Raw genomic sequence first — 19,356 nt, forward strand, 5'->3', positions numbered from 1 at the left:
GCACCACGCCGCAAAGGCGGTCGCCCGCTACAGCGCTAGTTGAAGAGCGCGCGGGCGACCGCCTTTGCTCTCTCCAGCGCTTCAGCTCTTGTCGTTGTTTATCAGCGGTTTTCGACCGTCGTCGACAAAGCGAGGTGGACAAAGCCGTTGCGGACTTTGCCAGTCGTTGGCCGGGCCGCTTCGCAACAAATAGTCAGATCAAAGAGCACATAACTAACTCGCTAGGCGAGGAAGCCGGAAAGAATATCAAGGGGTTCCAGCATGTCGTGAAACGGGCGGGAATGACGCCAGTCAGCAAGCCGCTATGGATTAACGGTAAAGCCGAACGTTTCGTTATCGTGCGGGGTTTTGATCCGGCCGGATTTGAAGGGAAAGGCGGGGGCGAGATAATTAAGGAAATAACCGACGCCTACGGTAAATTTACGCTGCAACCACGCTAGCCGCCAAATTATAGAAATTTAGCGCGACGTAATGCAAATTACGCACGACGAAATGCAACGAAATGAGACAACTTCCTTACAGTACTTACACTACTTACAGCTATCTATGAGCTTATAGAAATCGAAAAGGTAGTAGCAATCTGTAGAAGGGGTATGGGCTCCAGAAGCTACTAGGAAGCCTGTAAGTAGTGTAAGTACTGTAAGGCGAAGGTTCCTTACGTTTTTTTGTGCCGCGCAGCCGTGGATACCATCGCGGCGGAGCAATCGTCCGCCATCGAGCCAGCAAACCCGCCGTCTGCGTCCGACAAGTGGACCTTACCCGCCAAATTACCGGTCAAAAATAAGGAATGAATAACCCGTGTACGAACTAACCCTGCCAGCCACACCGGACGGAATTAAGTTCGCCAAGCTCGGCGTCGCCTTTGATGCCGCGATGGAACATTTCCGGGACCGACCATTTGCGCGTCCGCTCCGTCGAGCAACGTTCAATTTTGGCGATGCAAATATCCAGATATTCAGCGGATATGACGACACGCACCGGAACGTCCGGACGACATTTTGGGTCGAGAAGAATTATTGCAGCTATCATTTCCTGATCGACGCCAGAGAATTAATGACCGGCAAGCGTGTGGTAGCAGTGGGCAGCGTAGGCGGTCCGAACGATGCAAATATCGTGTCCGGCAACAATTATTTCTTTGTCGGCATGGACGAAACAATCGTTCACACGCTTGATGAGAAAAACAACCACGGCTTTGCCATGACCGGACCGAATTACGTTGCGGAATTGTTAGACCGATTGCTCCAGCCGTGGAAGGCTTATTCGGTCGAGCGACAGAACAAGTTACAGCCAGTAACGCCAGAAATTGCACGTGCGCTGGTCCGTCTAGGTTATCGATCTAAGGATGCAACCACTTGGGCGGCACCGGGCGCAAATATCGGTAACATTCAATAGTAATTAGCAGTTGTGGATAACTTTCCGCTTGTCTTTGCTTGTCGCGACGGTCAGTCTTATTGCTTTCGCTTAAATACGACTAACTCTAAGCGGAAGGAATACAGACTATGGCAATCAAGGGTTTCAACAAGGTAGCGGGCGAGACGAGGGGCGGGCTCTATCAGTGGTCCAGCCCGGCGGGCGGGTCGTATAGCTGGTATTGGCCTGCACAGTTCGCTGGGGTAAGCGGCGACCTGGATTCTGTCGCTACGGCGCTCGGGACGGGCCTTGGCGCGGCGGCAGCGTCCATTGCCGCCGCAGACGGGCAATTTAAGCGCGTCGAGGACGTGGCGCGCGTTGGGGCGGAAGCTTGCTCACGCTACTGCGGCCCCGGCTTCCGCGCTGTGCGCCAAGCCGCCATCTCCGAACGCCAGACCGTAGCGGCGGCTCGCTATAGTCTGAAACAACCAATCGAAGCCACGGCGACCCCGAACGGTAATGCCGTGGACGTTCTACAGCGCCAAGAAATTAGGCAGATGCTCCGCTCGCAATTCGGCAATGATCTTGGCGCCGCCTACAAATGGTGTGTCGAAGGCGGATTGACCGTACTCAACGCGGTCGTCCCCATGATCGCGTTGACCCAATTCAAGGACGATCCACAGTTGATTGCCTTGCTGGAGGAAGCGTTCGCCGTGGAAAAGACGCTGAAAGTCATGGGTAACGAACCGTCGGACGATTTCTCGACCGCCGCGGATCCGTTGAAGACAACGATGGACAATTCATCGATCCGTCTTCTGGCGAAGGGTAAAGTTGATCAGATCAAGCTCCGTTCGGACGCCGTGGACGCCGCAAACAAGCTCTTGATCGCGACGATCAATTTCACCTCGCAATCGTCTAATTTGAGCGAGACGGAATCGTTCAACTTGTTGATGGGTAAATCCGCCTAGTAATTTGCCGATAATACTAGGCGTGTCGCCCCGGCGATTTCCTTCCTCCTTTGAATCGCCGGGGCGGATTTTCGCCGTAAAATTACCGAAAAATGGCTGACACGGGTGTTAAAATACAATGGTAAATCTTACGCCCAATATCGGCAAAGACGACGGAACCGGTAAAGACGAGCGATCCGGCAAATTCTTGCCAGGTCACAAGGGATTTAAGAAAGTCGGTTCGCGGTCGAAAGTTTCCCGGCAAGCTATCGACATGGCAAACGAGCACGCCGTCACGGCTATGAATATGCTTGTCGGCGCGATGATGGGCGGCGACTTAAAAGCCGCCGAAATCCTTCTCAAGTACGGTGTTGACGCCTTCCTGCCCAAGTCGAGGACCGTAGAGCTTCCCGACGTTCCGGAGAATCCGACAAGCGAGGAATTGGCTAAAACCGTCCTGCAAGCCGCATGGGCCGGGGAAATCTCCCCGGACGAAGCGAAGCAATTGCTAGAGGCTATTACCGCCTCCAAAAATATCGTTGAAGACGCCGACTTGCTCCGTCGAGTGGAACGACTCGAAGTGACCAAGCGAGGCTAAACATGCGTCCCGCTGCCCGTCTCGCCCTGGCTAAACGTCTCGACAAGATCGCTCCCGGCCGAGACGGTCGCATCATGCGCGACGGGCAATTGTCCCGCGACGCACAAGCCTTGCTTGATGCGGTAAATATCACGCTCGCAATGCACTCAACGCCGGCTGATAAATACGCCTACAGCCTGACAAATGAAGGGGCTGCATTGGCCGCCCAATTGTTCCAAGCAACCACACCCGCCGAAAGCGTTGATGTAATTATCCCGACGGATGAACCGATAATCGCACAGGCCAAATACCGGGATTGGGCCGGTTGATTTCCAGCCACAGCGCGTGAGCATCGGTTGTCCGAATAGACGCCAGAGCAGAGGATCGGCGACAAATCCCCAACGAATTCAAAGGCCCACGATCCCCATCGACCCAAACGGGAAGGGCAGGGGTATAGGCGGGGGTAAATTTGATTTCCGCTGGTCAATTCCTTGGCTGCTTGGTGGATTTCCAGCCCTACAGGTCCCGCCTCGGTCGCAGCGCTACGGGGCGCCTATTCACCCTTCGTTCACTATATTAGCGCAAGCTGATAAACGGACATGGAGGGTACAGCGTACATGCCTAAAGCCCTAGCGCCGATACACCCCTCAGCGCTGGGCTTTTTAACCTCCAGAGGTAACGCTACGGGCCTGTGGCCCTTCCCCTACGGGTGGGGTGGGTAGTGCTTCAATGGTTGGCCTTGCCGGGATGTCCTGCCGCTGCCATTTGCTTGTTGAACGCTGCGGCCTCTTGCTCCGTATCGAATGGACGGGCGGTAGCCGTTCCATTGGGAGCAATGACAATAGCCAGGTATGGCAGGCCATTCGCTGGCGGGTGATAGACCGCATAGATCGTGCTGCGCTTCATTCCCTCATGCTATCGGGACTCAAAGACTTCGCCTAGCCTTGCGTTGAATTCAAAAGCCGATCCCGGTGAGCGACGTGCAGAAGCTGCATCTGCTCAAACAGGGTCAAGAGGTCTTCGGCTAAGTCTGCCCTGAAGCCCTTGTGATGGAAGTCGGCAACAATCTCGCGCTGGCGTGCAATGTGTCGCTCGCCCAAAAGCACATGCTGCTCCAGCATCGCCAGAACGGTTTCCTTCATCGCTAAGCGATATCAGATTTCTCGCGCTTCTTATAGGGACCGCGCTTGCCGGGCGTCGGCGACAACAGGGCCGCCGGCTTTTCACCTTTAGGGACGGCGGACGTTTCAAACATGGTCCGTACTGGTTTCTGCAACAGGGCTTCAGACAACTCGAGCAAGCTGTAGCACGTCGCCATCCGTGTGGCGGAGCGCCCTATTGAACGCTCTGTCGCGGCAACGATCCGGAGAGCCTTGAGATATAGCTTTCGGGTTCCGAACAACGTGGCGGCCATCGCCTGCACCCCTGCATTCATAGGCGCTTCGGTCACCGGCCTAAAATAGGAGCCAAATTTTTCAAATTCAAATTGAGACCTCTTGAGCGGGGCTGCGATGCGCCGGACGCGCAATGTCGAACACTCATCAGTTGAAAGTGCGCAGGAAGTCCAGATGCATTTCAAGTTCGCGTTGCACCGCCTCGAAGTCTTGCAAGAGACCTCGGGCCACTTCGGTCCGGTGGCCGTCGAGCGTCATCTCGTCGATGAGTTTGCGCTGGCGAGCAATGCGTGCCCTGCCTTCGCGAACGTGGCGTTCTCCCTTTTCCACCTTGGTCTCGGTGCTCATGCTGAGACAAGACAGCTGATGGCCTTAGGTTCCGCCGCCCCAACGGAACATTTGCTCGCTCCTAGAGTTGGTCGGCATGGACACTTGGACTTCCCTCGATATCAGCGCCGCAGCCCTGAAACGGGCGCAAAAGCTTCGCGAGGAAAATGACCATGTCCGGAAGCAGGCGGCGGCGGAATTGGCCAGGGCTCGCGAACTGATTGCCGATATTGCCGAGCTTCTGGGTGCTCGCGGCCTGAGGCGCCGTTGAACCGCGTGTGACCCGCGGCGTCAATCCGCTGGAACGGACAAGGCCAAGGAACTTAGGTCAGCTCTATCAAATGCCTAATGAGGTCATCGGGCATAACGGGTTTCACAAGACGCCGAACGCCCGAAAATTCGCTTGGGACAATGGTCCGGTCATACCCGGTGACGAATATGAACGGGATACCGTGCGCCTGCAATTCGACCGCGACGGCGAAAGTCGCGGCAGCACCAAGCTTTATGTCAACCGTGGCGCATTCGACGTCCTCGCTGGCGATTTTCTTCGATGCATCTTCAGGATTAGCCACCGGGCCAATGACCCTGCCGCCAGCTTCCCTGATCGCCTCTTCGAGTTCCGCTGCGATCAGATACTCGTCCTCTACGACAAGGACTCGGCGTCCCTGCAGGGGCGCTGCGGGCTGAAACTGGCCTGAATTAGTGGGAACGACGGAACACAACATCGACGGCCCTATTGGGTTGTCGGGTCATAAATAGAGTTTACACCTGTTGGGGGGATTTGCGAGTCAATTTGGCGAGAACCGAATAGCCCGGCTGCTCAGCAGCATGACAGAGCGACAAGGATCGGGCGCCGGGCTATTCAGTAGGCCCGCTGCAGGGTTGGGGAGCTGGCAACGGGGATTTATGACGTGCTTAACGTCGTGACAGGCCACACAGTTCCCGACAATTTTAAGCTTTCGGCTGCATCGCCTTTTTGAGGGGCGCGCCGCCGGGAGGGCGGCCGTTGAAGCCCGCTCGGAACCTACGCACGTCGCGCCAATATCACGATATGTCCAACGTCCTTTATCCAGCCCCAACCAGCACGAACGCTTGATAGCAAGAGCAGCAAACATTCAAACAGGCGTTTCTAGCGGTGTGTTCGCAATTGGTGCGGACAAACATCGACCCACATACGCCGCGCCACCTTCGCTGCGGCGAAAGTCCATTCGTGATCGATTAGCGTGAGCGAATGCTCCAACCGCTTCGATGCGAGAACTTCGTTGCAGCAAAGCCGAATGATATGAAGATTGTTGAAACGGTCGCCCTGTGGTGTCACGCCATATTGCTTCGCCATTTGCTTCATATCCCCGTCAATCGCGACAAGGATTGCGTCATTCGCGAGCGCGGTAGCGCACACCACTTCGTCAACTGTTTGCTCTGGAAGAACGTCGCGATGGTAGATCACCATGTGCCCATATCGAGCAAAAACCTTGCCCACGGAATCAGGAACGCCGGCGTCAAGAAGGACTCGGAATTGGCCATTTGCGGCGTTCAAGCAGCGGCATCGTAGTTGATGGCGGCGCGAACATCCTCCTTAGTGAGGGTCGGATATTCCGCCAGGATCTGGTCAATGGAATAGCCTGCTTCGGCAAACGCCTTGACGCTACGGACCGGGATTCGTGTCCCGGCAATCACCACTTGGTTGTGAACGACCCCACGTTTCTGTTCAAGTTTGCCGACAGTTGAGTTTTGGCGCTGCCACATTGCTCGAACGGCGGTTTCCATGCCGCCAGTGACAACCTGGAGCGCAATTTGAAGGATGCCCTGTCCGGAAAGAATATCCTCCGGCATTTTGGTTTCCGGGTTGATGAAGCCGACTCGCCTGTTCAGCACATGCAGCGTGGTTTTTGCCCACATGTCATCGCCTAGGTGAGCCAGCTTAGCCTTCACCTCACGTAAATGAGACAGGGGCACATTCGATTCATTGCGAAGCGCATCCAGGACTTTGAGGGAGACGATATCCCTGAAAGAATATAAACGGCTGTGGGCTTTACGCCGGTCCTTATACGCAAAGCTTGGGGCAAAAAAATCTATGCGGTCCCAGTAGCGGAGTTGCCGCTTACTGATACCTGTAAGGCGTTCTGTCTGGTCCTCGGTGAACGCCGCGAGGACCACGTTTGCGTCGCTGCCGACCATGGCTGATCTTAACCCCACATGTTGGCGATAAGAAGGGACAATGCGCCTGTAATGAAGGCCAGTTCTCTCTTGCCGAAGCCTTAAATTCTGGTGGGTAAGAGGACTTTATTTCGCAGACCGCTTACAACGCGGTTGCTTGCCACCCCGCCCGGTTGTCGCATCTGGTCGCATGCCGTCCGAATCAATGCCATTCCGAATAATGGGCATTTTGGCGGGTAAGAATATAAAAAATCAGAATTAAGCAACAAAATCAATAGCATGTGGCGGAGGGAGTGGGATTCGAACCCACGGTGAACTTGCGCCCACGCCGGTTTTCAAGACCGGTGCCTTAAACCGCTCGGCCATCCCTCCAAGCCTTGATTTCGTTAGCTTTCTGGCGCTTTGCGCTCGGCCATTTGGGCCGCTGCTACCATTTTGCTACCGAACTAGCTTTAGCTACCGGGCTTTACCGCGCTCCTGATCGCCGCGTCAACCGCCTCGGCAGCATCTGCCTGCATCCCCGGCATGACGTGCGAATAGAGGTCGAGCGTGATGCCGATCGTCGAATGCCCTAAACGCTCGCTGGCGACCTTCGGGTGAACGCCGGCCGCGAGCATCTGCGAGGCGTGGGTGTGGCGCAGATCGTGGAAGCGGATGCGCGGCAGCTTCGTCTTGCCGAGCACGCGAATCCATTCGTGCGTCAGCGAGCGTGGCTGCAGCGGCTGGCCGTCGACCTGGGCCACAACAAAGCTATCGGCATCTGGACGGATGCCGAGGCGCAACTGTTCCTCTGCCTGCCGGGTCCGGTGGGCCTTCAACTCGGCGACGGTGGCGGCTGACAGAGCCACGGTTCGCGCCCTACCTGATTTCGGCTCCTTGTAGCGCACGCCGTCTTTGGTCTGTTCGGCGCTTTCCACGATCGCCAACTGGCGTAGGTTGTCGCCAAGGTCGACGTGGCGCCAGCGTAGGGCGAGGATCTCGCCGCGACGCAGTCCGCACTTCACCGCCAGCAACATCGGAATGAACATGCGGGTCGAGCGAAGCTCTTCGATGAGCTGCGCGGTCTGTGCAGCGTCGTAGGCCAACATCTTCTTGCGCTCGACCTTGGGCGGCGTCGTCGCCGCTGCCGGGTTCCGTGACAGCCGCTCCCAGGTCACTGCCTGGCTCAAAGCCTTTATGAGAACGCGCCGGTAATGGTGGATCGTCCTGGGCGCCAATGGGGGCAGGGGCTTGACCTCCTCGCCTTCCTTGCGCTTGCGATGGTCGGCACGCGGCTTGGTCAACGCCTCAGAGAACGCGGCGTCGATGCGGTCGGTCTTCAGCTTGGCCAAGGTCACGATGCCGATGAGCGGGGCCAGACCCTTGCGGCATATCTCGGTGTAGCGCTCGAAGGTCTTTGGCGCGACCGACGGCTTGATGAACCTCAGCCACTCGTCCAGAAACTCGGCAACCGTCTGTTTGGTAGGCTCGACATAGTTGCCTTGCTTCATCTCAGTGATGAGCCGGGAACATTCCTCCTGCGCCTGGCGCTTGGTGCCCTCGAAGCTGTGCCACTTTCGGCGGCGCTTGCCGGCCTCGTCGTAGAGATCGAGGACTATGGCCCACTTGCCGGGGCTGCGTTCCTTGATGTGGCCTTTCATTGCTTGACTCCGTTCCTGTCCTCCATCCGGCGGCGTATTCGTGTCGCCCAACCAGACTTCAGCCAAAAGGGCTCAAAGCCATATTTTCGGGCGAAGGCGCTGGGGTCGGCTTCTTCTTCAGCCTTCATTTCGCTGATGCGCTTTTCGAGGTAGGCTTCCTGCTCTTCGTCCGAGAGTGCTTGGTACATCTCGTTTTCTTTCAGAGTCTCGTGGAACGAAATGAGCCCGATATATTTGTTTTCCTCCGAGTATTTTTTTTGCTCGGCGGCTTTGTCCACGGCCTCATTGGCGTCGGCGATGCGCTTTTGCACAGCCTTGTCAGCACCCTTGAGCGTTCGGGCAGTAATGATGTCGATGATGACGTTGTAAAACGTCACCAGAATCGCCTGCAGACCGCTGACGCCGTCCAGACCGTTGGAATTGTGCTCATATCCTTGTTCCATCGCCTCACGTAGTTCGCCCTGGGTGAACAGCAAGTCAGATGTTTCCGGGTTAATAAGCAGTCGCTGTAGCCATATCGCGTCCTTCATTTGTTCCGACATGACAGTGACGCCGTCGGTAGCGAGGTCTACGGCCTGCTCAAGCTCGTTGCTTATGAATAGGCCAATCTTACAGAGGCGGCGGATCGCATCGGAGCGGGTGTTTATCCGATTCGCGAACCGCCACTCCTCAATCGCCGCGATCTCTTCTTCCGACATCATTATCGGGACGCGGTTTTCGCGTGGCTTGACCACCTTCGTTTCCCCTTCCGTGCCTTTCTATCCTCTCTTTATAAAAAATCGGCACAAGAAGCACAAGTGGCATTGCTCGGAACGGACAAGGAACTTATAAGAAAAAAAGGCACAAGTGATGCCGGAAACGATTCGAGCAGAAGGAATGACGGGCTATGACGCTCGATGAAGCGCTCACCCAGGCGACTGTGTCCGTTCAGACGGCCGGTCATGTGTTCTTCAAACTGGGCCGCAACGCCTCTTATGAAGCTGCGAAGCGAGGCGACTTCGAAACGATCCGAGTAGGCGGCAAGATCGTGGTCCCCGTGGCGCCAATCGCCGCACGGCTTGGCCTTCGGATGAAACTCAGCGGCGTAGAAGGGGCGGGCGTCCCGACATGAATGACGATGTCACAGTCGAGCAGGAACGCGCCTTCGACGATTGGTGCGAACTGGCTACCCGAGCCGCAGAGACCAAGGCCCTCGTCGATGCCGTCGCGTCGGGAAGGGCGTTCGCCAGGTTCCATTATCTCTTCATTGAATCCGAGCGCGGGGCGAACATCTCGCCACTGCGCTCCGAAAGTGCAGCATGATCAAGAAGAAGGATTTCCCGCTTATCGAACTCGCCAGCATCCGAACCGATGGTGGCACGCAATCGCGAGCCGTCATCGATAAGTCCGTGGCGTTCGAATATTCCGAAGACATTGCGGACGGTGTTTGGTTCCCGCCAGTCATCATCTTCCATGACGGCGAGGCCTATTGGCTAGCCGACGGCTTCCACAGATACGAAGCCCACGCAATGGCCGGCAAGAAGAAGATCGCCGCCGACATCAAGCAGGGGACGCGCCGCGATGCGATCCTGTTTTCTGTCGGGGCCAACGCAACCCACGGCCTGAAGCGCAGCCGAGCTGACAAACGGAGGGCGGTCGAAACCCTTTTGAATGATCCAGACTGGTCGTCTTGGTCGGATTGGGAAATCGCCAGAAAATGCAACGTCTCCAACCATCTCGTGAAAGACGTGAGAGAGGATCTAGGTAGGAATTCTCCCAGTGAGCGCACCTACAGAGACCGACACGGAAACCTGTCCTCGATGGATACTTCCCGCATCGGCAAAGCCAACGGCGGCGACGCCAAGAGTGGGGCAGCCGGATCCGAAAAGCAGGCGCAACAGGCGGAGCATGATCGCCAGTGCGACGAAGCCCGAGCGGGTCTCCCCGATGCCATCAAGCAACATGCTGCAGCCCGTGACGAAGCCGCCGCGCAAGCCAAGACCAGCAAGGTGGCGCCGGCCGACGATCTCGCTGACCGTGTTGCTGAACTTGAGGAAGCCATCCAGGGCCTTGAAGCTGACAACGCCGCGCTGAAGGCCGAGAACGCCAAGTTCGGCGATATGTGGGTCCAATATCAGAAAGGCGGGTTCGACTCGGTCATTGCTGGCAAGGACGAAGAGATTCGCTCCCTCAATGCCCGGCTGATCCAGGAAAGCGAAGACAAAGCTGGCTGGATGAAGCGCGCCAAGTCCTGGCAGAAGCGCGCTACCGATCTCGGCTGGTCCACCGACGTCGTGATCCCCATCGACCAGCAGTCCGACGAGGTAATCCGGCTTGACTGACGTGTCCGATCTCGTCGACCGGATAAGGTCGTTCGGCGCGAACATCGTGCTGGACGGCAATTCCCTGCGCGTCGTCAATCGGCAGAAGCTGCCTCCGGCGGCTGGCGCCTACGTCGCGAAGCACGGAAAGGCGATCGCCGAATATCTGCGGTCTGATGAAAACGTCGAGTTCGAAGAGCGCGCAGCCATTGTCGAGTTCGACGGTGGCGCGCCTCGCGAATGGGCGGAACAGTTCGCTCGCTACCTCACGAAGACGAAACCGGCGACCGCCGGCGCTATGGAATGGTCATGGTTCCTTACGATCTGCGGCCGGATGATCGACGAAGCCCCGAGGGCCGCATGAACGCGCTTCTTCCGATGCACCAGCAGATCGAGCTTCGTCCGCATCAAGTGCGCACAGAAGAGCTGTTGCGCCAGCGTATTCGCGAAGGCGCCCGACGCATCATCCTTGTAGCGCCGACGGCGTTCGGCAAGACGGAAACGGCGATAGACCTGGTGACCAAGAACCAGGCCAAGAAATCTCGAGCCTGGTTCATCGTCGACCGCATCACCCTGATCGACCAGACCAGCGAGCGCTTCGCGAAGTACGGCATAGATCACGGCATCATCCAGGCCGACCACTGGCTGACCGACCCGACAAAGCCTGTGCAAGTCGCCTCGGCACAGACAGTCGGCCGCCGCAAATATCCCGACGACGATCTGCCGAAGCTCATCATCGTTGATGAAGCGCACTGCGAATACCAGACCACGCTGGAGCTGATCGAGCGCGCGAAGGACGCGATCGTCGTCGGCCTGACCGCAACACCCTTCACCGACGGCATGGCCGACCATTGGGATGCGCTGGTGAACGGCGCGACAACGAACCAGCTTCTGGCCGACGGATGGTTGACGCCGCTCAAGATCAAGGCCTGCGTCACGCCGGACATGAAGGGCGCCAAGAAGGCGTTCACCGGAGAATACGACGACACCGACGCCGGCCAGCGCGGCATCACGATCATCGGCGACGTGATCCACACCTGGGTTCAGCAGACGCAGAAGCATTTCGGCGGCCCGGTGAAGACGATCGTCTTTTCGCCGTCGGTCGCGCATGGTGAGGAGCTTTGCCGCCAGTTCGCCGCGGCCGGCTTCAACTTCCAGCAGATCAGCTATCTCGACGCATCCGACAACGAGCGGCGCGAGAAGATCGAAGAATTCCGCAAGCTGGATAGCGCCATACACGGGCTTGTGTCGTGCGCCGTGCTGACCAAGGGCTTCGACGTACCGGACGTAAAGTGCGGCATCTCCTGTCGACCATACCGTAAGTCCTTCAGCTCGCACGTTCAGGAGTTGGGGCGCGTGATGCGCATCGCCGACGGCAAGCAGTTCGGGCTTTGGCTGGACCACTCCGGCAACTGCGTCACGTTCGCCGAAGACACCGCCTGGCTGTTCGAGCATGGGGTGGACAGCCTATCGAGCGCACAGAAGAAGGACAGCGAAGCGCGCGAACCTGCCGAGCGTGTGAAGCAGAAATATTTCTGCGGCGAGTGCGGCCTACAGATGGAGCCGCACCATGACACCTGCCTGTCGTGTGGTTGGCGCCGGCCAAAGTACGGCGAGATCCAGGTGGTTGAGGGCGAGTTGATCGACGTCGACTTCTCGATCAGGAACGCCTTCGAACCTCGCAAGGGCCTGCGCGCCAAATGCCTCGATGATCCACGGGCGATATGGAACACCGCCCTGGCTTACTGCTTGTCGAACGGCAGGAAGGGCGACGAGGCCTCGCGCAAATGGGCCTACGGCATTTGGCGCGGCATCTATCCCGGCAGCAAGCTTCCCTACGGACTGTATGAGACGGCTTGCGAGCCGACAAAGGTACAGGTCGACGAGTGGCAACTGGTCGAGCGTGAAGTGAAGCGCTTCCGCAAAGGTTCTCAGCGGAGGGCTGCGTGACCACCATCGACCAAGCCATCAGCAACGCTTGCGACCAGGCCGGCATTCTGCCGCCCAAGGCGATGACGCGCTTCGGTCAGTGGCTGAAAACCGACACGCTGGCGGGCAAGTCCGGCAAGGGTGACGGGCGAGTGATCGTCAACGAACTGAACGTCACCGCCTGGAACTGGCAGACCGGCGAAAAGGTAACCGTCTGGCTGAAGAATGATGTTTCCCCGGTCGAGCGCCGCAAGATCGCGCGAGACATTGAGGCGGCCAACAAGAAGAGGCTTCAGCGTGCCAAAGAGGCGGCCGGCAAGGCACAAGCGATGATGACGAAGGCCTCACCGTCGCAACATCCCTATCTGAGCAGCAAGGGCTTCCCGCACGAGCGGGCGCTGGTCATCGCGGCCGACGCGGTCAAGGCGATCGGCGGCGAATACAGCTCCTACCTCCTGCCGGACAACGGCGGCGAGCGGGCGATCCTGATCCCGGCGCGCATCGGCTCCAACGTGTCGAGCCTGCAACTGATCTGGGAAGACGGAACGAAGAAGTTTCTGGCCGGCGGCGAGATGGAGCGCGCCTGCCATCGTGTGTCGGCCGGATCCTTCACATGGTTCTGCGAGGGCTACGCGACGGCGCTTTCGCTGCGAGCCGTCGTCAAGGCGCTGCACCGGAACGACTGCATCCTTTGCTGCTTCTCGGCTTACAACGTTCTGGCGGTCGCGCGGTCGACCAAGGGGCGCCGAGCAATCCTCACCGACAATGACAAGCCGCTGACGCAATACGGCGGGCTCGGCACCGGCGAGTATTTTTCGCGCCAGGCCAACATCCCCTTCCTTATGCCGCCCCAGCTCGGAGACGATCTGAACGACGTGCATCTTCGGGAAGGCATCTTCCCGGTGCAGCGCCTGGTGTCCAACTTCCTGCGGGAGGCGATCATGTAGGAGTCGATCGGCCGCAAGGTGCCAAGGCCATGTGGGTAGCGGCGTCATCGCCTGAGCCTGCATCCGGGAGCGGTCTGGTAAAGCCGTTCGTCGCGCCGGACAACAGCGACAACATATTCTGCACCAAGCCCCGGCCGCGCCGGGCGGAGACAATCCGGGATACGAGACCGGCTCCGATCGCAGAGGCACCATTACCCACACAGGACGCACCCGGAAACGAGGTGCAGCCTCTCCTAGATCGTCTGGATGGTCTTTGAGAGGTGCCGCTGCCAGCCGAGGCAGGTGTAGGGCCGACAGGGTAACCCCGGTCCGCGTCTCATCATAGACAATCACCTATCCAGATGTGCGCGTACCCCGTCCCGATCGGCACGGTAGCGCGTCACGCTTCGCTCCTGACGGGCGAAGTGTGTCCGGAGAAGAGGATGCCGGGATTAGGGCAGGCCCGAAAACAGAGGTAGAGATGACACAACAGCAGCCGCTTAGGTTCTATCAGTTCTCATCCTTCAACAAGCGCGGAGGCAAGACACACCCGCGAGTTGCCAGGACGAGGAATCGCATTCTCGATTTGTGGGAGGGCATGGCCAGCTATTCGACCATTGCCGAGGAATTGGACATTTCCATCAGCACGGTGGTCGAGTGCATCGCGAGGGCCAAGCGCCTCAAGGACCCGCGCGCCGACCGACCCTTTCGGCACCGGAAAATTCAGATGGCCGAAAAGCGCCGTCGAGAGATCAGGCGATTGCTCGACGACGGGTATCGGCCGCGCGAAATCGCCAAGCGTCTAGGAGTTTCAAAGAGGCTTGTCCTAATCAGGATGCGAGAGAGCGACGCGTCTACAGTAGAGAAAACTAGATGAAGGGACGGAAGACAGGCGGCAGGATCGCCGGCACGCCGAACAAGGTCACGGCCTCCATCAAGGAAGCCGTGACGGAAGCGTTCCAGAAGGCGGGCGGCGTCGACTATCTGGTCAAACTCGCTGCCGAAGACCCTCGCACATTCTGCGGCCTGGTCGGCAAGGTGATGCCTCTCCAGGTAGACGCAAAGCTTGACGGGCCGCTTACGGTTCAAGTCCTGAAGCTTGCGGGGTCGGATGGCGACGATCCAGCTCCCAAATAATGGCTGGCGCCCTCGCTGGTATCAGCGCAAGGCCTGGGACACATGGGAGCGCGGCTGCAAGCGTCAGCTGCTGTTCTGGCATCGCCGCGCGGGCAAGGACGAGATCAACCTGAACATGCACGCGGTGTCCGCACACGAGCGGCCCGGCACCTACTGGCACATGCTTCCCGAGGCCGCACAGGCGCGCAAAGCCATCTGGAACGCAGTCAACCCTCACACCGGCAAGCGGCGCCTGTTCGAGGCCTTCCCTGAACCGCTGATCGAGAACATGAACGACAACGAGATGTTCGTTCGGTTCAAGGTAGGATCGACGTTTCAGGTCGTGGGCTCCGACAACTTCAACAGCCTGGTCGGCGCGCCGCCGGTCGGCATCACGTTCTCGGAATGGGCGTTGGCCAATCCTGCGGCATGGGCTTACCTGTCGCCGATCTTGGCCGAAAATGGTGGGTGGGCATCCTTCATCACCACGCCTCGCGGCAACAACCACGCCAAGGGCATGCTCGACGCGGTGAAGGGCAACGTGTTCGACCCGGTGACGAATCCACGCGGCTGGTTCAGCGAGGTGCTGCCGGCGAGCGCCACCGGCGCCATCGACGAAGTCACGATCGAGGAGCAGCGGGCGATCTATGTGGGCCTGTTCGGCAAAGAGACGGCCGACATGCTCATCGATCAGGAATACTACTGCTCATTCGCGGGTGCGCTGATCGGCTCCTATTGGGGCGCAGAGATAGCGCGGGCCGAGCGCATGGGGCGCATCGGCACGGCGTTCGACATCGATCCCAGGCATCCGGTGCATACCGCGTGGGATCTCGGCAAGGCGGTCAACAACCCAATCTGGTGCTTCCAAGTCATCGACGGCGTACCGCTGATCGTCGACTTTTACGTTCCCGACAGCGAAGACCTGGAGGATTGGTGCAAGTGGCTCGACGAGCAGGGCTACCACGGCGACGACTTCGTTCCGCACGACATCCTGCATCCGCAGTGGGGAACGAAGCGAACCCGGCTCGACACGCTGAGGGCGCACGGTCGCAAGCCGAAGATGGTCGGCATGGTCAGCCTGGCCGAGGGCAACAACGCCGGCTTGCAGACGATCAAGGTGGCGCGCTTCAGGAACACCGACAGCGTCAACGACGGCGTCGAAGGACTGAAGGCCTACCGGCGCGAGTACGACGACGAGAAGAAGACGTTCCGCGACATCCCGGTCAAGAATTGGGCCGAGCACTACGCATCCGCGTTCCGCTACCTCGGCCTGGCGTGGCGGCAGGCTATCGTGGCGGCCGAGAAGCCAGCAGGCGACAAGGGCGCATATGTCGGACAGCCCGACGGCACGATACGAAGCCAGCAGACCGTCAAGGAAGCGGTCGACGCGATGGTTAGGAGGCGCCGGGCTCGTGGCTGATGAAACCTTCTTTCGGTTTCCGAATTAAACCCCTATGGCACTATATTTCTTCGACTTTTATGACGATGACGTTGCTCAACTCGACACCGTAGGGACGGAGTTGTCTAGCTTCGATGCCGTCAAGCAGGAGGCGGTGAAGGCACTCGTGGATGTTATAAGAGAGGTCCTGCCGGACGGCCCCCACCGGGAGTTGTCATTCAAGGTCCGCGATGAAGCCGGCCGCCAACTTATGCAGGTGATGATGACGTTCCATCTTCAGGGCGCCTAATCACTCGGCACTCCGGCGCTATTGAGAGGGCTCGCAACCGTGCCGCTTCAGGCGGGCCGCTCGCGCGCCGAATTCAGCAATTTTCTGAAAGAACAGCAATTTCGTGAAAGCCGCGCACGTGCAGGCTTTCCAAGCGGCTTAGATTTTCGCGGGCTCGCACTGATCATTGCTCCATCGATAGATTGGAGCAGCTATGCCGCGCGCAGGTGGTGTCTATTCAGCCCCTCCGGGCACCAAGGGAACGCCGAACACCCCGATCGAGTCGGCGAAGTACAACGCGCTTGTCGACGATCTGGTGGGGGACGCGAACGCTGCGCGGCCCGTCACGGCTGGCGGCTCGGGATCGAGCACCGCGGTAGGTGCTGCTGACAACTTCAACGCAGCTGGCGCGGACATGGCATCGGCCGCGACTGTCAACCTGGCAAATACCACAGGTACGCTGGTCAACATCACAGGCACGGTGCCCATCACGGCGCTCGGTACGCTTCCGGCTGGTGCCGAGCGGGATCTGGTGTTCGCCGCGTCGTTGACCCTCACGCACAACGCTACCAGCCTCATCCTGCCAGGTGGTGGCAACATCACCACGGCGGCAGGCGACGTCGCACGCATGCGCTCGCTTGGCGGCGGCAACTGGCGTTGCTTCGGTTATACGCGCGCCAACGGCACACCGCTTGCCATCGCAGCATCGTCGAGCATCGCTACACCCACCCTGACGTTGAAACAGAGCGCCGCGCCGACTCCTACAGCAGAGGGTGATATCCAGTGGGACACTGACGACAACGTCCTGGTGGTCGGCGACGGTGCGGCGCAACAGATTTTCGTTCCGCTACCGAGCGGCGCGGTAGCGGGAGACTTGCTCTACCTCTCGGGTGCCAAAGCCTACACGCGAATTCCCAAGGGGACGGCTGCCCAGCAACTGCGCATGAATGCCGGTGCCACGGCGCCGGAGTGGTTCACGCCCGACACATCCGGCATCGCCAAGGCGTGGGTTTCGTTCACGGTATCCGGCTCGACCGTCACTGTTCGGAAATCATTCAACGTGTCCAGCGTCGTGAGAAACGCGTCGATGGACTACACGATCAATTTCACGAACGCGATGGCGGACGCGAACTATGCGGTCGCGGGAGCCTCTAAGCCACAGGCCGCCACAGAAGCGTGGGGTGTAGCCCCATTCTCTGTGGCCTCACTGCTTGTCGGTTCTGTCCGGGTCATAACCAAACCGGCCGGTGTTTCTGGCGACGCCGAGTTTGTCAGTGTCGTGATCTATGACTGACCAACTCTTCATTCGCGGATGGGAGATCAACCTCTAATGGACCGCAATTTCCAGCGGGCGCTTGCGCTTGTGCTCAAATCTGAAGGCGGCTGGTCGGACAATCCGGCCGATCCCGGTGGGGCGACGATGAAGGGCGTCACGCTGGCGAACTTTCGTCGCTACGTGAAGGCCAACGCGACCAAGGCCGATCTTCGCAAAATCTCGGATCAGCAGATCGCCACGGTCTACCGGCGCTTCTACTGGGATCCTGTCGCCGGCGCCGAGCTGCCCGATGGAGTGGACTACGCCGTCTTTGACTTTGCGGTGAACAGCGGTCCAGGCAGGGCGGCGAAGTACCTCCAGGCGGTGTGCGGCGTCGGCGTGGTCCAGGACGGCCGGATAGGGCCGGCCACGCTTGCCGCGGTGCGGGCCAAGCCTGCCGGCGTCGTCATCGACACGCTATGCGATGCCCGACTGGCGTTCCTCAGGCGATTGCCGACCTGGCAGACCTTCGGCCGGGGCTGGCAGAGCCGCGTGGTGGGGGTGCGCATCCAAGCCATGATGATGGCCGAGCCTGTTTTCGTTCAGCCCGTGCCGACTTCCACGGTCTCCGGCGCGACGCCGCCGAGCGTGCCGCGAGCTCCTACGCCTGCTGCTGCCGCCAAGGAACGCAATCCGCTCTGGGCCGCGCTGTTCGCTTTCCTCAAAGCCATCTTCGGAAGGAAATGACCATGCAGAGCGCAAAGCCTTGGTGGCAGTCTCTGGCGGTTTGGGCTGGCGTGTTCTCGCTGCTCAATTCCGCAGGCCTCGCCGGCATCAACATCGACTTCTCGACAGGTGACTTCAACGGCAACATTCATGAGCTAGGCGCATCGCTGATCGGCTTCGTGACCAGTATCGGCATGATCTGGGGCCGTGTCCGCGCGAAGGCGAGGATCGGCAAATGATCGAAATCGCGACCGCGCTTCTGGAATCTCTGTTCCACAATCCGACCATCATCGCCGCTTTCATCGGCATCATCGGGGCGATCGGCTGGGGCTTCCACCAACGACTTTCCGGCGCCAAGGCCGAACGCAACAGGCAGGCTGTGGATCGCCTGGCAGCCCGTGACGAGGCAGACAAGATCGACCAGGCCGTTGCCGGCATGTCTGACGCCGAGGTTATGAAGGAGCAGGCCAAATGGTCGCGCCCAAAATCCTAGCCCTGGCTGCCTTCATAGCCCTTGCCGCCTGTCAGCACGCGGGCGGCAGTTTCTGCGACCTCGAGAAGCCGAACCGCAATCCCGTCGTCGACATGACGCCGACAGAAGCGCGATCGGCAATGGCACACAATCTCAAGGGCGCCAAACTATGCGGCTGGAGGCCATGATGCACGAATTCCTCGACTTCCTTGGCATCAAAGGCCCCGTAGTGGCTGCCGGCCTCGCTGGCGGCATTCTGCGGGCGCTGTCGCGCCATCGCTACAAGATCCGTGAGATGATCGCCTCGCCGATTTGTGGGGCGTTGGCGGCGGCCTACCTGACGCTGCCGACCGTGGCCTATTCCCAAGCGATCGGTCTGCCTATCCCTGATGCCAAGGATGAAACGACCATCCTGGCCGCCGCTTTCCTGATCGGAGTGTCGGCAATGTGGATCTCGGATATCCTTTTCGAGTTCATCGTGCGGAAGCTCAGGCCGGCAACCGAAGAATGATCCCCTTCGCCATTGAAGTCGTCGTAAGCACCAACTCGGGTGTCGACGGTTTCGAAGATACT

29 protein-coding genes and 1 tRNA gene are annotated in these 19,356 nt (G+C 59.1%); 21 read left to right on the forward strand and 9 right to left on the reverse strand.

Annotation, left to right across the window (positions count from 1 at the left end; genetic code table 11):
* The 5 genes from EN786_RS10520 to EN786_RS10540 form a co-directional block, all read left to right on the forward strand.
* On the forward strand, window positions 1-440 hold a 440-nt coding region (locus tag EN786_RS10520; protein WP_210238900.1), incomplete at its 5' end, for a hypothetical protein.
* A 358-nt stretch (window positions 441-798) separates the two neighbouring features.
* Window positions 799-1,392, forward strand: coding sequence for a hypothetical protein (locus EN786_RS10525; protein WP_127310291.1), 594 nt, complete (start codon window positions 799-801; stop codon window positions 1,390-1,392).
* Between the two features lie 107 nt (window positions 1,393-1,499).
* Window positions 1,500-2,318, forward strand: a complete 819-nt coding sequence (locus tag EN786_RS10530) for a hypothetical protein (protein WP_127310290.1) — start codon at window positions 1,500-1,502, stop codon at window positions 2,316-2,318.
* 118 nt (window positions 2,319-2,436) lie between these two features.
* Complete coding sequence (locus EN786_RS10535) at window positions 2,437-2,895, forward strand: hypothetical protein (protein WP_135908311.1); 459 nt, start codon at window positions 2,437-2,439, stop codon at window positions 2,893-2,895.
* Between the two features lie 2 nt (window positions 2,896-2,897).
* Entirely contained in the window at window positions 2,898-3,203 is a 306-nt protein-coding gene (locus EN786_RS10540; protein ID WP_127400436.1) for a hypothetical protein, read from the forward strand.
* 397 nt (window positions 3,204-3,600) lie between these two features.
* Here EN786_RS10540 and EN786_RS10545 read toward each other — a convergent pair whose 3' ends face one another.
* From EN786_RS10545 to EN786_RS10560, 4 genes are read right to left on the reverse strand one after another with little or no spacing between them, the layout of a single operon-like run.
* The gene (locus tag EN786_RS10545) at window positions 3,601-3,780 is read right to left on the reverse strand and encodes a hypothetical protein (protein WP_127312268.1); all 180 of its coding nucleotides are present in this window, start codon (window positions 3,778-3,780) and stop codon (window positions 3,601-3,603) included.
* A gap of 32 nt (window positions 3,781-3,812) precedes the next feature.
* A complete protein-coding gene (locus tag EN786_RS10550) occupies window positions 3,813-4,016 on the reverse strand; it encodes a hypothetical protein (protein ID WP_127312267.1) in 204 nt (67 codons plus the stop codon).
* Window positions 4,017-4,018: 2 nt separating this feature from the next.
* Entirely contained in the window at window positions 4,019-4,402 is a 384-nt protein-coding gene (locus tag EN786_RS10555) for a hypothetical protein (RefSeq protein ID WP_135908313.1), read from the reverse strand.
* A 13-nt stretch (window positions 4,403-4,415) separates the two neighbouring features.
* Window positions 4,416-4,616, reverse strand: a complete 201-nt coding sequence (locus EN786_RS10560; RefSeq protein ID WP_135908315.1) for a hypothetical protein — start codon at window positions 4,614-4,616, stop codon at window positions 4,416-4,418.
* Between the two features lie 257 nt (window positions 4,617-4,873).
* Here EN786_RS10560 and EN786_RS38550 point away from each other — a divergent pair, with 257 nt between their 5' ends.
* On the forward strand, window positions 4,874-5,293 hold the full coding sequence (locus EN786_RS38550) for a hypothetical protein (protein WP_246688727.1): 420 nt from the start codon (window positions 4,874-4,876) through the stop codon (window positions 5,291-5,293).
* A gap of 431 nt (window positions 5,294-5,724) precedes the next feature.
* Here EN786_RS38550 and EN786_RS10570 read toward each other — a convergent pair whose 3' ends face one another.
* From EN786_RS10570 to EN786_RS10590, 5 genes are all read right to left on the reverse strand, one after another.
* Window positions 5,725-6,132 carry a DUF5615 family PIN-like protein gene (locus tag EN786_RS10570; RefSeq protein ID WP_127310404.1) on the reverse strand — a complete coding sequence of 136 codons (408 nt, stop codon included), beginning with the start codon at window positions 6,130-6,132 and terminating at the stop codon, window positions 5,725-5,727.
* A complete protein-coding gene (locus EN786_RS10575) occupies window positions 6,129-6,773 on the reverse strand; it encodes a DUF433 domain-containing protein (RefSeq protein ID WP_135908319.1) in 645 nt (214 codons plus the stop codon). The genes EN786_RS10570 and EN786_RS10575 overlap by 4 nt, the downstream gene beginning before the upstream one ends.
* A gap of 261 nt (window positions 6,774-7,034) precedes the next feature.
* Window positions 7,035-7,124 (reverse strand) — tRNA-Ser (locus tag EN786_RS10580).
* An 80-nt stretch (window positions 7,125-7,204) separates the two neighbouring features.
* Window positions 7,205-8,392, reverse strand: coding sequence for a site-specific integrase (locus tag EN786_RS10585; RefSeq protein WP_135908321.1), 1,188 nt, complete (start codon window positions 8,390-8,392; stop codon window positions 7,205-7,207).
* Window positions 8,389-9,126 carry a hypothetical protein gene (locus EN786_RS10590; RefSeq protein ID WP_127310407.1) on the reverse strand — a complete coding sequence of 246 codons (738 nt, stop codon included), beginning with the start codon at window positions 9,124-9,126 and terminating at the stop codon, window positions 8,389-8,391. Before EN786_RS10590 ends, EN786_RS10585 begins: the two co-directional genes overlap by 4 nt.
* Window positions 9,127-9,278: 152 nt before the next feature.
* Between EN786_RS10590 and EN786_RS10595 the strand changes: the two genes are divergently transcribed.
* From EN786_RS10595 to EN786_RS10670, 15 genes are all read left to right on the forward strand, one after another.
* Window positions 9,279-9,503: a DNA-binding protein gene (locus EN786_RS10595; protein WP_189340520.1), complete on the forward strand. Its 225-nt coding sequence runs from the start codon at window positions 9,279-9,281 to the stop codon at window positions 9,501-9,503.
* Window positions 9,500-9,694 (forward strand): hypothetical protein, encoded by a 195-nt coding sequence (locus EN786_RS10600; protein WP_127310408.1) that lies wholly within the window; start codon window positions 9,500-9,502, stop codon window positions 9,692-9,694. The genes EN786_RS10595 and EN786_RS10600 overlap by 4 nt, the downstream gene beginning before the upstream one ends.
* Entirely contained in the window at window positions 9,691-10,713 is a 1,023-nt protein-coding gene (locus tag EN786_RS10605) for a ParB/RepB/Spo0J family partition protein (protein ID WP_127310409.1), read from the forward strand. Before EN786_RS10600 ends, EN786_RS10605 begins: the two co-directional genes overlap by 4 nt.
* Window position 10,714: 1 nt before the next feature.
* Window positions 10,715-11,056, forward strand: a complete 342-nt coding sequence (locus EN786_RS10610) for a hypothetical protein (RefSeq protein ID WP_135908324.1) — start codon at window positions 10,715-10,717, stop codon at window positions 11,054-11,056.
* Window positions 11,053-12,642: a DEAD/DEAH box helicase family protein gene (locus tag EN786_RS10615; protein ID WP_210212303.1), complete on the forward strand. Its 1,590-nt coding sequence runs from the start codon at window positions 11,053-11,055 to the stop codon at window positions 12,640-12,642. The genes EN786_RS10610 and EN786_RS10615 overlap by 4 nt, the downstream gene beginning before the upstream one ends.
* Entirely contained in the window at window positions 12,639-13,568 is a 930-nt protein-coding gene (locus EN786_RS10620) for a hypothetical protein (RefSeq protein ID WP_127310411.1), read from the forward strand. The genes EN786_RS10615 and EN786_RS10620 overlap by 4 nt, the downstream gene beginning before the upstream one ends.
* 577 nt (window positions 13,569-14,145) lie before the next feature.
* The gene (locus tag EN786_RS10625; protein WP_187331299.1) at window positions 14,146-14,424 is read left to right on the forward strand and encodes a helix-turn-helix domain-containing protein; all 279 of its coding nucleotides are present in this window, start codon (window positions 14,146-14,148) and stop codon (window positions 14,422-14,424) included.
* Window positions 14,421-14,684, forward strand: coding sequence for a hypothetical protein (locus EN786_RS10630; protein WP_189340522.1), 264 nt, complete (start codon window positions 14,421-14,423; stop codon window positions 14,682-14,684). Before EN786_RS10625 ends, EN786_RS10630 begins: the two co-directional genes overlap by 4 nt.
* The gene (locus EN786_RS10635; RefSeq protein ID WP_127310412.1) at window positions 14,659-16,083 is read left to right on the forward strand and encodes a hypothetical protein; all 1,425 of its coding nucleotides are present in this window, start codon (window positions 14,659-14,661) and stop codon (window positions 16,081-16,083) included. The genes EN786_RS10630 and EN786_RS10635 overlap by 26 nt, the downstream gene beginning before the upstream one ends.
* Before the next feature lie 34 nt (window positions 16,084-16,117).
* Window positions 16,118-16,351, forward strand: a complete 234-nt coding sequence (locus EN786_RS10640) for a hypothetical protein (RefSeq protein WP_127310413.1) — start codon at window positions 16,118-16,120, stop codon at window positions 16,349-16,351.
* 193 nt (window positions 16,352-16,544) lie between these two features.
* Window positions 16,545-17,624 (forward strand): hypothetical protein, encoded by a 1,080-nt coding sequence (locus tag EN786_RS10645; RefSeq protein WP_189340524.1) that lies wholly within the window; start codon window positions 16,545-16,547, stop codon window positions 17,622-17,624.
* 36 nt (window positions 17,625-17,660) lie between these two features.
* A complete protein-coding gene (locus tag EN786_RS10650; protein WP_127310414.1) occupies window positions 17,661-18,332 on the forward strand; it encodes a glycosyl hydrolase 108 family protein in 672 nt (223 codons plus the stop codon).
* A 2-nt stretch (window positions 18,333-18,334) separates the two neighbouring features.
* A complete protein-coding gene (locus EN786_RS10655) occupies window positions 18,335-18,550 on the forward strand; it encodes a hypothetical protein (protein WP_135908327.1) in 216 nt (71 codons plus the stop codon).
* Window positions 18,547-18,804: an ABC transporter permease gene (locus EN786_RS10660; RefSeq protein ID WP_127311291.1), complete on the forward strand. Its 258-nt coding sequence runs from the start codon at window positions 18,547-18,549 to the stop codon at window positions 18,802-18,804. Before EN786_RS10655 ends, EN786_RS10660 begins: the two co-directional genes overlap by 4 nt.
* Window positions 18,805-18,970: 166 nt before the next feature.
* Window positions 18,971-19,294, forward strand: coding sequence for a hypothetical protein (locus tag EN786_RS10670; protein WP_127311293.1), 324 nt, complete (start codon window positions 18,971-18,973; stop codon window positions 19,292-19,294).
* Window positions 19,295-19,356: the final 62 nt, after the last annotated feature.

The organism is Mesorhizobium sp. M4B.F.Ca.ET.143.01.1.1 (assembly GCF_004792275.1).
GTDB lineage: Bacteria > Pseudomonadota > Alphaproteobacteria > Rhizobiales > Rhizobiaceae > Mesorhizobium > Mesorhizobium abyssinicae.